Source organism: Rhodanobacter sp. G1 (assembly GCF_055397855.1).
Genome location: NZ_AP039674.1, coordinates 2596781 through 2610819 on the forward strand (window position 1 = coordinate 2596781; position 14039 = coordinate 2610819).

Sequence of the window (14039 nt, forward strand, 5' to 3'; positions counted from 1 at the left end):
GTGACGGGGCAATCCACGCCCCCGCGATTTCAAGGAATACGCATGCCCCTGCCCGACGCCAACGCCGACTGGATCGCCGACCGCGCCATGCTGCAAGCCTGGCTGAACGACGTGCCGGCGGACGCCGTGATCGGCATGGACACCGAGTTCATGCGCCGCGACAGCTTCCATCCGCAGCTCGCCCTGCTCCAACTGGGTTGCCGCGGTCGCCACGCGCTGGTCGATCCGCTGGCCTTCGCCATCGGCGACGCGCTGCAGCCGAAGCTGGGCCACGGCGACGCCGTCACCGTGATGCACAGCGCCGGCGAGGATCTGGAAACGCTGGCGCCGCTGCTGCCCGACGGCCCGCGCGTGCTGTTCGACACCCAGATCGCCGCCGCCTTCGTCGGCATGGGGCTGGGCATCAGCTATCGCGCGCTGGTCGCGGAACTGTGCGGCGACGAACTGGACAAGGGCGAGACGCGCTCGGACTGGATGCAGCGCCCGCTCACCGCCTCGCAGCGCAGCTACGCCACGCTAGACGTGGTGTACCTGGAATCCATCCATGCCCAGCTCGCCGAACGCCTGCGCCAGCGCGGCCGCAGCGACTGGTTCGCCGAAGACTGCGAACGCCTGAAGCGCCGCGCCAGCCACCGCGACGGCGACCCGCAGCCGCAGCGCGCCATGCGCGGCGCCGCCGAATGGCCGCCGGAACAGCAGGCCCTGCTGCGCCGCATCCTGCTGTGGCGCGACCGCAGCGCGCGCACGCTTGATCGTCCGCGCCCCTGGCTGCTCGACGACGCGCTCGCCATGAGCCTGGCCCAGCAACCGCCGGCCGGCCTCGCCGAACTCGAACAGCGCGGGCGCGGCCAGCGCGCCCTGCGCAGCGCCCAGCGCGGCGAACTGTTCGCCCTGTTGCGCGAACCGCTGGCCGCCGACGAGATCGCCGCCACCCGCCCCATTCCCGCCCACCCGCAGGGTGAGGCGAAAAAGGCGCTGAACGCGATGAAGGAACTGATCGACCAGCGCGCCGCCGAGCTCGACCTGCCACCCGGCCTGCTCTGCCCGCGCAAGGTGCTGGAGGAATACGTGGTCACCGCCGAATGGCCGGACTTCCTCGACGGCTGGCGCGGCGAAGTGCTGCGCGAACGCCTGCCTGCCCTGCTGCCCGCCTGAGCACGCCGCAGGCTTGCCCGCCCCAGCCCGAGTGGCTATCATGCGCCTTCCCTTTTCGGGGCCATAGCTCAGCTGGGAGAGCGCGTCGTTCGCAATGACGAGGTCGGGAGTTCGATCCTCCCTGGCTCCACCATCTATCCGTCCTAGACGGTGCAACCAAGGCCGGAAACCCCTAGAAATAACGGGTTTTCGGCCTTTCTTGTATCCAAGGCAGTCCAGTCTAGACCGGCCGAATCCAGCGGTAACTGGCGGTAAGTTTGGCGGTAACCGGGGCACATCCCTAACCTGTTACCGTCACGGAGCCGCCTAATGTCCCTTACCGATACTGCTATCCGCAAAGCCAAGCCCAACGAACGCGATCAAAAGCTGCGCGATGGGAATGGCCTTTATCTGCTGCTGCGCCCAGATGGCGCACGTTGGTGGCGTTACGACTACCGCCGACCAGTCACCAAAAAGCGGAACACCCTTCTCTTGGCACCTACCCGGAAGTAAGCCTTGCTGACGCTCGCGAGCGACTCGCAGAAGCTCGCAAGCAACTCGCCACAGGCATTGACCCCGGCGCACAACGAAAGGCGGTTAAGGTCGCCAGCGAAGCCGCAGCGGCGAACAGTTTCGAGGTCGTAGGCCGCGAGTGGTTCGCCAAGCAAAAGACAAGCTGGAGCGACAACTACGCGACCAAGGTTATCCGCCGACTGGAAAGCGATATTTTCCCGTGGCTGGGCAAGAGCGTGTGCAGAATTTTGTGTAAACCGGGCGGGTTGGTTTACGGCTGAGGGAAGCGTCCCTCGAACTGGATGGTAAAGCGGTTGAGTGCAGCCTTCCAATCGCGTATGGGCAGCGTCCACCGCTTGCTGATGTTGCGCAGGGCGAGATACAGCAGTTTCATCAACGCCTCGTCGCTGGGGAACGCACCGCGGTGCTTGGTCAGCCTGCGCAGGCCGTAGTTGACCGACTCGATGGCGTTGGTGGTGTAGATCACCTTGCGGATCTCCGGCGGGTAGTCGAAGAACGGGATCAGGCGCGGCCAGTTGCGCCGCCACGACTGGCTGATGGGCGGGTACTCCTCATCCCAGTGCGCCTCGAATTCGGCGAGCCGCAGTTCGGCCTCCTCGGCGGTGGCGCAGGTGTAGATGCGCTTGAGGTCAGCCGCTACCTCCGGTCGCCGCTTCCACGACACGTAGTTCAGGCTGTGCCGCACCATGTGCACGATGCACAACTGCACCGTCGTCTGCGGGAACACCGCCTCGATCGCTTCGGGGAAGCCCTTCAGGCCGTCGACGCAGGCAATGAAGATGTCCTGCACGCCGCGGTTGCGTAGCTCCGTCACCACCTGCATCCAGAACTTCGCGCCCTCGGTCTGGGCCAGCCACAGGCCCAGCACCTCCTTCTCGCCGGCCATGGTGATGCCGATGGCCAGGTAGACCGCCTTCACCCGCACCGCACCCTCGCGCACCTTCACGTGGATGCAGTCGAGGTAGACGATCGGGTACACCGGATCCAGCGGCCGGCTCTGCCAGATCTTCACCTCATCGACCACGGCATCGGTCACCGAGGAGATCAGGCTGGGCGACACCTCGGCGCCGTACATCTCTTCCAGGTGCGCCTGGATCTCACGCACCGTCATGCCGCGGGCATACAGCGACAGGATCTTGTCGTCGAAGCCGGTCCAGCGGGTCTGATGCTTGGGGACCAGCTTCGGCTCGAAGGTGCCGTCGCGGCCGTTGCGGGTGTTGCCGGCGGCGTTGGACACCGGCTCATACCTCTCGTGACCGAGGTGCTCGGTCATCTCCACATCCAGCGCCTTCTCGACCAGCAGCTTGGTCAGCTGCTTGAGCAGGCCGTTCTCGCCGATCAGGTCTTCAGGCTTGGAGTAGTTGGCCAGCAGGCTGTCGAGCAGTTCGTGCGGTACGTCGTGCTTGCGGGGTGGACTCATGGTGTCTCCGGGTTAAACGGCAGTTTCCTGCCAAGAACCCGTTTACACAAAATCATAGGACATGCCCTGACGTGTGTTCGCCCAAGACCTTTTGCACGCCCTGCGCAAAGGGGTGGCCTACGTAGCCGCTGTCCGCCAGCACGCTTTGCACCTGGCCCAGGTTGGCCTTACCGCGCTCGAACGCCTGCAAGGCCCCCTGGCGATCGGTCACCTCCGCCGTGGTCACCGCGATGGCGTGCGGTAAACTCTGCGTGTCCACCGCGAGGTGCCGCTTGATCCCCGACACCTTCTTGCCGGCGTCATAGCCCTTCTGGCCGGCCGTATCCGTGTTCTTCACGCTCTGCGCGTCCACGATCAAGAGCTGGCTGCAGGCGGTGCCCCCTTCTCGCGGGCCACGCCAACCTGATTTTTTGAGCGCCCGCTCCAGCAGGCTCACCCCGTCCTTGTCGACTTCGCTCCATATCTGGAAATACGCGTGCACCGTGCGCCACTTCGGGAAATCGCTGGTCAACGCCCGCCACCGGCAGCCCGTGCGCAGTAGGTACAGCACCGCGCACCACACCTCGTACAGATCTACCGTGCGTGGCTTGGTTCGCTTGCGGGCTTGCTCCAACAGGGCCGAATCAGCTCGAACCGTTCCCGGCTCAAATCACTTGGATATGTCTTCTTGCGCATCCGCACATTGTCTCTCCTTTTGGAAAAGATCGTGAACAGGCTCTCAAGGCAACTGATCGATCCGCCGCTCCAGCCCGGCGCGATCCGGCAGGCGCAGCAGGAATTCCCGCTCCAGCACGCGGCACGCTTCCGCGCCGTCGCGCAAGCTGCGGCGCTCGGGCTCCTGCCCGGGGCGGCGCACGGTGAACTCGCGATCGAGCAGGCTGAGGCGACGGTCGGCAGCCGTGCGTGCGGCAACCAGATGACGCACGAAGCGCGAGTCCGGGAAGGTGGAGACGAAGTGGTTGGCCACCACGTAGTCGATGTGCTCGTGCGGCTGCAGGTCGAAGCGGTACAGCGTGAGCCAGTCGCCGCGCACGCAGGCCTGCAGCCGCCATTCTCCGTCGCGCTCGAGCAGCCGGAACGGCTCCAGCGCGGTCGGCTGCGGCACGTTCGGCTCCAGCCGCAGCGCGCCGGCCAGGGTCATGCTGCCGAAGCCCACGTCGGCCAGCCAATGCGCGTCGCCGGCGCTCGCCAGCAGCAGCATGTGGGTCTGCCCGGTAATCGCGTCCTCCGGCTGGTTCCACAGCACGCGCGCGATCAGTCCCTGCACCGCGTAGCCGATGGCGCGCAGCGCGGCGGCGAACAGCAGGTTCTGCTCGAAGCAATAGCCGCCGCGTCCCTGGTGCAGCAGCTTGCGCACGATGGCCTCGGGCTGCAGTTGCACCGGCACGCCGCAGAACGGATCGAGGTTCTCGAACGGGATCGCCGCCGCATGGGCCGCCGCCAGCGCGCCAAGCGTGGCGAAATCCGGCGTGGCCGCGCCGCGATGGCCGATGCGTTGCAGATAGGCGTCCAGCTCGAAGGCATCGGTCACGCAGGGCGCTCCATCAACCGCGGCGATGCGGCACCAGGCTCAACGGCGCCGGCCCCGTCCGCGCGCGCACGTTGAGCATGCGCTCGATGGCGGCCGGCGGCACGGCGGCCGAGTAGAGGTAGCCCTGCCCCTCGTCGCAGCCGGCGCGCAGCAGGAACTCGTGCTGCGCCTCGGTTTCGATGCCCTCGGCGATGGTGCGCAGGCCCAGGCTGCGCGCCATCGCCATGATGGCCTCGGCGATGGCCACGTCGTTGGTCTCGCCCGGCAGGCCGGTGACGAAGGAGCGGTCGATCTTCAGGCTGGTCACCGAGGGCAGCTTGAGATAGGCCATCGACGAGTAGCCGGTGCCGAAGTCGTCGATCGCCACCTCCACGCCCAACGCATGCAGCGCGTGCATGGTGCGCTCGGTGTCGTCGCCCAGCCTCAGCATGGCGCCCTCGGTGATTTCCAGCGCCAGCCGGTTCGGCGCCACATCATGCGCTCGCAGGGTGCGGTCGAGGTGGGCGATGAAACCGGCATGGCCGAACCAGCGCGCGGACACGTTCACCGCCACGCGGATCGGCGGCATGCCGATGCGGTTCCAGGCGCTGATCTGGGCGCAGGCCGATTGCAGCACCCACTCGTCGATGCGGCGGATCAGGCCCAGGCTCTCCGCCACCGGGATGAACTCCGACGGCGGCAGTTCGCCGCGCTTGGGATGCTGCCAGCGCAGCAGCGCCTCCACCGCCACGATGCGTCCGCTGCGCATGTCCACGCTGGGCTGGAAATTCAGGCGGAACTCGTCCTCGGCCAGCGCGCGGCGCAGTTCCGACACCAGCAGCAGGCGCTGGCGCGCGTCGGCCTGCATGATCGGCGTGTAGAAGCGGAAGGTGTTGCGTTCGCTGTTCTTCGCCGCGTACATCGCGGCGTCGGCGTTGGCGATCAGGGTGGCCGCGTCGCCGCCGTCCAGCGGATAGCCGGCGATGCCTATGCTGGCGCTCAGCGCCAGCTCGCAATCCTCCACCACCATCGTCTCGGCCAGGCTGGCGAGCAGGCGCTCGGCCACGGCACCGGCGTCTTCGCGCAGTTCGAGGTTGTCCAGCAATACGGTGAATTCGTCGCCGCCGATGCGCCCGGCCGCGTCGTTCGTGCCCAGTTGCTGGCTGATGCGCTCGGCGACCTTCTGCAGCAGGCGGTCGCCGATGGCGTGGCTGTAGCTGTCGTTGACGATCTTGAACGCATCCAGATCCACGAACAGCACCGCTATCGCGGTGCGCGTGCGCGTCGCCGCCACGATCGCCGCCTCCACGCGGCGCTCGAACTCCGAACGGTTGTACAGGCCGGTGAGCGCATCGTGGCTGGCCATGTGCTCCAGCCGGCGCCGGTGCACCTTCAGCGCCTGGATGTTGCTGAACACCGCCACGTAATGCAGCACCTGGCGCTGGGCGTCGCGGATCGCGCTGATGCTGATCTGCTCGGGATAGCTGCTGCCGTCGGCGTACTGGCCCAGCACCTCGCCGCCCCAGTTGCCGCCGCCGGCAATGCTTGACCAGATCGACGCCGGCAACGGCGTGCCGTCGGGCATGCGGCGCAGCTCGTCGAAGCGCCGCCCTTCCAGCATCTGCGCGGTGAAGCCGGTGATTTCCACGTGCGCCGTGTTGACCGAGATCACCCGGCGCTCGGCGTCCGCGATGATGACGCCCTCGGCGATGCTGGCCAGCGCCTCGGACGCCACGCGCCGTTCGCGCTCCAGCATCACGCGCTCGGAGATGTCGCGCACGATCATCTGGCATACCGGGCGCCGCCCCCACAGGGTGTGGCTGACCTGCATTTCCACCGGCCGTTGCGAGCCGTCGCCGCCGTACAGCATGGCCTGCAGCGCTGGGCCGACCGCATGCTCGGAATCGGGCACGAACAAGTCGTCGAAACGCGTGCCGATCAGGGCTTCCGGCGCGCGTCCCGTCCATTCCGAAGCCTGCTGGTTCGCCTCCAGGATGCGGCCGTCGGCCTCGTCCACGATCGCGATGGCCACGACCGCGCTCTCGAACAGCAGGCGATAGCGCTCCTCGCTGCCGCGGATGCGATCCAGCACGCGCCGCGCCATGCCCAGCCACAGCACCGCCACCAGCAGCACGGCCAGCAACACCGCGGCGAACAGCGCGCGCCCGAGCCACACCGCGCCACTCACCATCTGCAGCGCGAAGCGGTTGCTGCGCGGCGCGATGTCCTCATTGATCGCCGCGATGCGCGCGCGCTGCCGGTCGATTTCCGCCTGGCTGGGCGCGCCGGCCGCGTAGGCCCGCTGCAGTTCGCCGGCGATCACGTCGAGTTGGGCAATGTCGCCGTCGGTGGATCGCCAGGCCTCGATGGCCGACGCCATGTAGGGCGCGTTGGAGAAATGCGCCAGCATGAAGGTCATGCCGCGCTCGGCCGCCGGCAGCATGTTGCCCTGCACGAACACCTGGTGGACGCGCGCCTTGTCGTAGCGCCCGCCGATGATGGCGTCGCGGCCCCAGCGGTCGGCGGCGAGCACGCCGTGGTTGCGGCGATAGCCGGCCAGATCGCTCGCATCGCCGTACGCAGCGTAATTTTCCAGGTCGATCACCGCCTGCTTCTGCGCCTTCGACCAGACACTTTCGCTGTTGAGGAACCCGGCCAGCGTCACCTGCACCTGCAGCACGCCCCAGGCCAGCGCGAACAACAGCACGACCGCTGCCGCCAGCCCCCAGGCCAGCGGTATCAGGCGTCGCCACAATGGCTTCTGCATCTTTACCATCGAAATGCTTCGTAATCCCTGCCGCGGAAACCTCCGCCATCGAGCCGGTGCCATGATGCCAAATTGCGGGCGGCACGCCGGTGCCGCCCGCTCCCCTGCCGCATTGTCGAAGCGGCCATGTGGACAATCCGCGAATCTACGCCGCCACGCCACCCTGCAGATGCGCCTCGTGGTGCGTGCGTATGCAGCGGTCGCCGAGCAGTATCATGCACAGATAGCTGCGCTCGATGCATTCGCGGAGATGCGTGACATCCGCCGCCGACGGCGTGCTGCCCAGCACGGCGCAGATGATCTCCAGCGCCTCCCACGGATGGGTATCGTCATAGGCCGCATGCAACTTGAGCCAGCGCAGGCTGGCAGCGCGCGCCTCCGGCGCGAAGCTGTCGCGGTATGCGGCGCTGGAATACACCATGTGCGCCCAGTCGCCGGTGACGCCCTCGATGGCGTAGTTGGTGGCGGCCAGGCCCGCCGCCAGGGAGCCGTGCGTGCAGATTTCCTCGCACCAGCGGTACAGGCCGTCGGTGCCGGCCGGGGCGGGCTTGTGCAGCAGGCTCGCCCGCGGCACGCCCGCGCCCTCGGCCCAATCCAGCCAGTATTCGGCATGGTTCTGCTCCACGCGGATATTGCGCACCAGCCAGCGCCGGGCCATGTCGTCGCCCTCGCTGCGGCCATAGCGGGTCTTCAGCAGGTTCAGCGCCATGTAGCTGGGAAAGCGCTCGATGAAGGGCCACAGGCCGGCCATGAAGTTGTACGTGGATTCGCCGTCCAGCTCGAGCACGGTCATCCGCGCCCAGATTTCGTGGCCGAGCACCCTGCTGCGGGTGGCTTCGCAATCGGCTACCACATCCTGTGCCCACTGCGGATAGCTGGCCAGTTCGGTCAACGGGCCATTGCGTTCAAAACGGGTATGCATGACGTACTCCTGATCTGTGGTGGGTGATGTCCGGCTGCTTGCTGCATCACACGACCGACCCAAGAGCCGGATCCACAGGCTGGCCGCGATCCCGCGGCACGCTGGCCACGGAAATCCTGTTCTCGGAAAGACGCCACGTTGCGAATCCCGAGCATAACCATCGCCCGGCGCCGCGACGCGCATTCAGTCGCGATACGGCAATCCGCCCAGGTGCTGAACCGCACTGCGCCCGGCCGTCGCCGGCGCAGGCGCATGCCGCGTTAGCATGCCCACAACCGTCAACAGGGAATCGCCATGAACACCCGCATCGCCACCAGCAGTTTCACCCTGCGCAGCCCCTGGCTGGCGCGCGGCGCGGCGGTTCTGCTCGCCGCCGCCATCGCCGCCGCCATCCCCGGCCGCGCGCACGCCGGCGTGTTCGTCTCGGTGAACTTCGCGCCACCGCCGCTGCCGGTGTACGTGCAGCCGCCCATCCCGGGCCCTGGCTACATGTGGACGCCGGGCTACTGGGCCTGGGATGGCGCGCAGTACTACTGGGTACCGGGCGCCTGGGTGCTGGCGCCCTACGTCGGCGCGCTGTGGACGCCGGGCTACTGGGGCTGGAGCGGCGGCGTGTACATCTTCCACGCCGGCTACTGGGGCCGGCACGTGGGCTACTACGGCGGCATCAACTACGGCTACGGCTACGGTGGCCATGGCTACGACGGCGGCTACTGGCGCGGCCGCGGCTTCTACTACAACCGCTCGGTGAACCACGTCACTAACCGCATCACCAACGTCTACAACCGACCGGTCGTATCGGGCGGCCCCGTCAATCGCCCCAGCTTCAACGGCGGCCCGGGCGGCGTGCGCTATGCGCCACGGACGAATGCCGAGCTGCGCTCGGCCAACTACGCACCGCGCAGCCATGCCGTCGGCTACCGGCCGGCGAGCAACGGCGGCTACCGCCCGACGCACTACCAGCCGCAGAACTACTACCACGAACAAACCTATCGCCCGATGCAGCAGACGTATCGCCCGGCACCGGGCAACGGGCCGGCCTATCGGCCTGCCGCACGCCCGGCCCAGGGCGCGCGCCCTGCGGCACGTGGCGGCGATGGCTGGCAGGATCACCACAGGCACTGACCTGCCGCCACGGCATGCGCGACGAAACGGCCCGCCACATGGCGGGCCGTTTCGTTCGCGACCCTGTCATGCGTTGCCTTGTCCCTGCACGGCCGCCGCCGCAAGATGCCCGGACACCCACCTGCAGCGATGCCGCACGCATGCCCGCACGCCATCCGATTTCCGTCCTGCGCCGCGCCCGCCCCTGGCTGGCCATGCTCGCCATCGGCCTCGCCGCCGCGGCGCCGGCGCAGACCGCCGAGCACGCGCACCTGCAACGCGAGGCGCAGGCGGTGACGATCACCCGCGACGACTGGGGCATCGCCCACGTGCACGGCAAGACCGACGCAGACGCGGTGTTCGGCATGGCCTACGCCCAGGCCGAGGACGACTTCAACCGGGTGGAGACGAACTACCTCACCGCGCTGGGCTGGACGGCGCAGGCCGAGGGCGAAGCCGCGATCTGGCAGGATCTGCGCCAGCGGCTGTGGATCGACACGCCGGAGCTGAAGAGGCTCTACGCGCAGAGTCCCGACTGGCTGCGCCAGCTGATGGACGCTTGGGCCGACGGCCTCAACTGGTATCTCGCCACGCATCCGGACGTCCACCCGAAAGTGATCGCGCACTTCGAGCCGTGGATGGCGCTGTCCTTCACCGAGGGCAGCATCGGCGGCGACATCGAGCGCGTGTCGCTGAAGGATCTCGCCGCGTTCTACGGCAAGCCGGACGATCTCGCCTGCGCCCCCGTCGCTCCCGCGCAAGCGGGAACCCAACGCCTCTGCACTCCACGGCATGAAGTCACCGGGCCCCGGCTTTCGCTGGGGCGGCGGAGCCGCGAGGCCAACCCGCCGAGCTGGGCCGAGCCCACCGGCTCCAACGGCATCGCCATCGCGCCGAAGCTCACCACCGACGGCCACGCGCTGCTGTGGATCAACCCGCATACCTCGTTCTACTTCCGCTCCGAGCTGCAGATGTCCAGCGACGAGGGACTGGACGCCTACGGCGCGGTGACCTGGGGCCAGTTCTTCATCTACCAGGGCTTCAACAAGCACATCGGCTGGATGCACACCTCCACCGGCCTCGACGCGGTGGACGAGTTCGCCGAGACCATCGTGCGCAAGGACGGCAAGCCGTACTACCGCTACGGCAAGGCGCTGCGGCCGGTGACCGCGCGCACGATCGCGGTGCGCTACCGCGCCGCCGACGGCACATTGAAGACGCGCAGCTTCACCGCGTACTTCACCCACCACGGCCCCATCGTGAAGAACGAGGACGGCAAGTGGATCGCCGAGGCGCTGATGGACAAGCCCGTCGCCGCGCTGGAGCAGAGCTGGCTGCGCACCAAGGCGCACGACTACGCCAGCTACATAAAGGTGGCCGAGCTGAAGGCCAATTCCTCCAACAACACGCTGTTCGCCGACGACAAGGGCGAGATCGCCTTCCTGATGCCGCAGTTCGTGCCGAAACGCGACAACCGCTTCGACTACACCAAGCCGGTGGACGGCAGCGATCCGGCCACCGACTGGCATGGCCTCACGCCATTGGACGAACTGCCGCAGGCGGTGAATCCGCCGAACGGCTGGGTGATGAACACCAACGACTGGCCGTACTCCGCTGCAGGCAAATACAGTCCGAAGCAGGCCGACTTCCCGCGTTACATGGATACCTTCGGTGAGAACCCGCGTGGCATCCACGCCACCGGCATGCTTACCGGCGCCAGCGGTTTCAGCAAACCCAAGCTGATCGCCGACGCATTCGACTCCTACCTGCCCGAGTTCGCCAAGCTCGTTCCCATTCTCGCGAAGGACTACGACGCCCTGCCCGCCAGCAATCCGCTGAAGGTGAAGCTGGCCGGCCCGGTGGAACTGCTGCGCCATTGGGACGACCGCTGGGACATCGCCTCCATGCCCACCTCGCTCGCCGTGTTCTGGGGCGACACGCTGTGGGACGAGAGCTACGCCAAGGCGGAGGCCGCCGGCATCTCGCCCTACGACTACATCGCGCGCGACAGCGGCGCGCAGGAGCGCCTGCATGCGTTGGACGAGGCGGTGGATCGCCTCGTACGGGACTTCGGCAGCTGGGGCGTGGCCTGGGGCGAGATCAACCGCTTCCAGCGCCTGGACGACACGATCAAGCCGCACTTCGACGACGGCAAGCCCAGCATTCCGGTGCCGTTCGTGTCATCGCGCTGGGGTTCGCTGGCCTCGTTCGGCGCGCATCGCTGGCCGGGCACGAAGAAGTATTACGGCTCCAGCGGCAACAGCTTCGTGGCCGTGGTGGAGTTCGGCCCGCGGGTGAGCGCACGCGCCGTCACCGCCGGAGGCGAAAGCGGCCATCCCGACTCCCCGCACTTCGCCGACGAGGCCGGGCGCTACGCCAGCGGCAACCTGCGCACGGTGTATTTCTGGCCCGACCAGCTCAAGGGGCACACCGAACGCGTGTATCGCCCCGGCGAATGAGTGGACGGATTCATGCATCCGTCCATGCCGCACCGCACTGTCCAGGAGCACGCGCATGCATGTCGTGGCAGACCGTCCATGGTCTGCCGGGACACCCCGGGATTTCCCTAGGCATCAGGCATCTCTAATGCTGCGGATTCGATCCGCTTCCGGCGGTCGTGGCCGGCGCCGGTGCGGCATTGGTCGCTGCGGGCATGGGGGCGCTGGCCGGCGCCGCCGGAGGCGATGGCGCAGCCGGGGCCTGTGTGCTCGCCGCGTGATCGGGGGCTTCGGGAGGAGGCGTCCCGCCGTTATTGCCGCACGCCGACAATGCCAGCGCAGCTGCAATCAACAGTCCTGCCGTGACTGAACCTTTCATGTGAGGTCTCCGTTGCGGGATTGGGTGCGAGCGCGGCGCTGCTGCAGCAGCTCACGTTCACTTCCACGGCAAAACCGTGATGCCGCGCTCGCGTATCGACCCTACTCAGGCGTTTGTCGATATTCCGGAGTCATTGCATGAAGACATGGTTAACGCCACCGTGACGGCATGGCGCTCCACGGCGATCGTGCGGACAGAACCGGCGACGCGACTCACCCCTGCGTGCGGAAGACCGCGACGCGATCGGGCGTCGGCGCGTCCTCGCTCGCCAGCCAGGGCTCGGCGGACAGCGCGGCCGTGCAGGGGCCGAAACTGCATACGCGGAACGCGCGCCGTCCGGCCTCGCCGCGCAACGCGTCCAGCACGCTGCGGAGAATGGCGCCGGTGAATGGCGTATAGAGGTAGAACACGCTGCCGATGGCGAAGTCCGCGTCGCGGGCATCGCCCTGCACGAACTGCGCGTTCGCCAATCGCAGATCCTGTGCGCAGGCCCGTGCGATCCGCACGTAGGCCGGCTCGATCTCGACACCCACGCCGCGAGCCCTGGTGCAGATGGCAACCAGCAGCGGCACATGGCCAAGCCCCGAGCCCAGGTCGACCAGGACGTCGTCCACGCCCAGCCCGAGGCGGCCGAGCAGGTCGAAGACGTGCCGCGCAGGCGTGGGCTGGTAGAACACCATCTCCGGCGCCGGCGCTGCCGTGTCGCCCGGCTCTCCGAGCGGCAGCACGCCACTGATCAACTCGTCGCGCCAGTCGTAGGCATCGCCGGCGTGGCGTACGCCGTCGTCGTCCATGCGCCAAGCACGCCGGAGCGCCTCGCCGCCATCGCCCTGGCGTATCGACCGGCGGATGGCCTCGAATTCCACGGCATTGGCCGCCTCCAGTCGCAGCCGCAACGCCTGCGCGTACCGCGGCTCCACGCCCTCGCCTGCCGCAGGCATCAACGCATCGAGGCGGTCGAGCGCCTCGATGCGCGCGCGCAGGCGGCCCGGCGCATGCAGCGAAGGCTCGCGCTCCAGCGCCTCGACCAGGGATCGCAGCGCGCCGCTCACCGAACGCGCCTCCGCGTGCGCGTCAACGCGAGGGAATCTTCAGGCCGCGCTGCACCGCCGGCCGCGCCAGGCCGCGCTGCAGCCAGGCGTCGACGTGCTTGAAATGCTCGTATTCCACCAGCGCGCCGGCGTCGTACCAGCCAATCAGGTTGTTCACCCAGCCCAGCGTGGCGATGTCGGCGATGGTGTACTCGTCGCCCATGATCCACTCGCGCCCTGCGAGACGCTCGTCCAGCACGCCGAGCAGGCGCTTCGACTCGTTGACGTAGCGCGCCAGCGGCCGCTTGTCCTCATACTCGCGGCCGGCGTATTTGTGGAAGAAACCCACCTGGCCGAACATCGGCCCGATCGACGCCATCTGGAAATACACCCACTGGATTGTCTCCCAGCGCCGCGCCGCATCGGCGGGCAGGAACTTGCCGCTCTTCTCCGCGAGGTACTGCAGGATCGCACCCGACTCGAACAGGCCCAGCGGCTTTCCGCCGGGGCCGTCGGGGTCGATGATCGCGGGGATCTTGCCGTTGGGATTCAGCGCGAGGAACTCCGGCAAATGGCTCTCGTCCTTGCCGATGTCCACCAGGTGCGCCTCGTAGGGCAATCCGGTCTCCTCCAGCATGATCGACGCCTTCACGCCGTTCGGCGTGTTGAGCGAATAGAGCTGGATGCGGTCGGGATGCTGCGCGGGCCAGCGCCGCGTGATCGGGAAGGCGGACAGGTCGGACATGGCGGGTTCTCGACGGGGACAATCCTTCGCACATGGGTATCGCCACACCGCGGTT

The 14039-nt window shown here is 67.7% G+C and carries 10 protein-coding genes, 1 tRNA gene and 2 pseudogenes; 6 read left to right on the forward strand and 7 right to left on the reverse strand.

Features of this window, described 5'->3' with window-relative positions; translation table 11 throughout:
* The first annotated feature begins 42 nt into the window (after positions 1–42).
* The 4 genes and pseudogenes from ACZ5Z2_RS11605 (at position 43) to ACZ5Z2_RS11620 (ending at position 1928) form a co-directional block, all read left to right on the forward strand.
* Complete coding sequence (locus ACZ5Z2_RS11605; RefSeq protein ID WP_464758740.1) at positions 43–1155, forward strand: ribonuclease D; 1113 nt, start codon at positions 43–45, stop codon at positions 1153–1155.
* Between the two features lie 57 nt (positions 1156–1212).
* Positions 1213–1288: transfer RNA gene (locus ACZ5Z2_RS11610), tRNA-Ala, on the forward strand.
* 176 nt (positions 1289–1464) lie between these two features.
* Positions 1465–1670, forward strand: a pseudogene (locus ACZ5Z2_RS11615) (Arm DNA-binding domain-containing protein); the annotation flags it as partial.
* 33 nt (positions 1671–1703) lie between these two features.
* Positions 1704–1928: a phage integrase central domain-containing protein gene (locus tag ACZ5Z2_RS11620; protein WP_464761701.1), complete on the forward strand. Its 225-nt coding sequence runs from the start codon at positions 1704–1706 to the stop codon at positions 1926–1928.
* Here ACZ5Z2_RS11620 and ACZ5Z2_RS11625 read toward each other — a convergent pair.
* From ACZ5Z2_RS11625 to ACZ5Z2_RS11645, 5 genes and pseudogenes are all read right to left on the reverse strand, one after another.
* Positions 1919–3088: an IS256 family transposase gene (locus ACZ5Z2_RS11625; RefSeq protein ID WP_464758742.1), complete on the reverse strand. Its 1170-nt coding sequence runs from the start codon at positions 3086–3088 to the stop codon at positions 1919–1921. The two genes, ACZ5Z2_RS11620 and ACZ5Z2_RS11625, sit on opposite strands and share 10 nt — an antisense overlap.
* 67 nt (positions 3089–3155) lie before the next feature.
* Positions 3156–3763, reverse strand: a pseudogene (locus ACZ5Z2_RS11630) (IS5 family transposase); the annotation flags it as partial.
* 43 nt (positions 3764–3806) lie between these two features.
* Entirely contained in the window at positions 3807–4619 is an 813-nt protein-coding gene (locus ACZ5Z2_RS11635) for an arylamine N-acetyltransferase family protein (RefSeq protein WP_464758743.1), read from the reverse strand.
* 13 nt (positions 4620–4632) lie between these two features.
* The gene (locus tag ACZ5Z2_RS11640; RefSeq protein WP_464758744.1) at positions 4633–7365 is read right to left on the reverse strand and encodes a putative bifunctional diguanylate cyclase/phosphodiesterase; all 2733 of its coding nucleotides are present in this window, start codon (positions 7363–7365) and stop codon (positions 4633–4635) included.
* Between the two features lie 145 nt (positions 7366–7510).
* Entirely contained in the window at positions 7511–8287 is a 777-nt protein-coding gene (locus ACZ5Z2_RS11645) for a TenA family transcriptional regulator (RefSeq protein WP_464758745.1), read from the reverse strand.
* A gap of 294 nt (positions 8288–8581) precedes the next feature.
* Between ACZ5Z2_RS11645 and ACZ5Z2_RS11650 the strand changes: the two genes are divergently transcribed.
* The gene (locus ACZ5Z2_RS11650; protein ID WP_464758746.1) at positions 8582–9412 is read left to right on the forward strand and encodes a YXWGXW repeat-containing protein; all 831 of its coding nucleotides are present in this window, start codon (positions 8582–8584) and stop codon (positions 9410–9412) included.
* Positions 9413–9552: 140 nt separating this feature from the next.
* A complete protein-coding gene (locus tag ACZ5Z2_RS11655; RefSeq protein WP_464758748.1) occupies positions 9553–11850 on the forward strand; it encodes a penicillin acylase family protein in 2298 nt (765 codons plus the stop codon).
* A gap of 570 nt (positions 11851–12420) precedes the next feature.
* Here ACZ5Z2_RS11655 and ACZ5Z2_RS11660 read toward each other — a convergent pair.
* Both ACZ5Z2_RS11660 and ACZ5Z2_RS11665 read right to left on the reverse strand, forming a co-directional pair.
* A complete protein-coding gene (locus ACZ5Z2_RS11660; RefSeq protein WP_464758749.1) occupies positions 12421–13260 on the reverse strand; it encodes a methyltransferase domain-containing protein in 840 nt (279 codons plus the stop codon).
* A 22-nt stretch (positions 13261–13282) separates the two neighbouring features.
* Positions 13283–13984, reverse strand: coding sequence for a glutathione S-transferase N-terminal domain-containing protein (locus ACZ5Z2_RS11665; RefSeq protein ID WP_464758750.1), 702 nt, complete (start codon positions 13982–13984; stop codon positions 13283–13285).
* Positions 13985–14039: the final 55 nt, after the last annotated feature.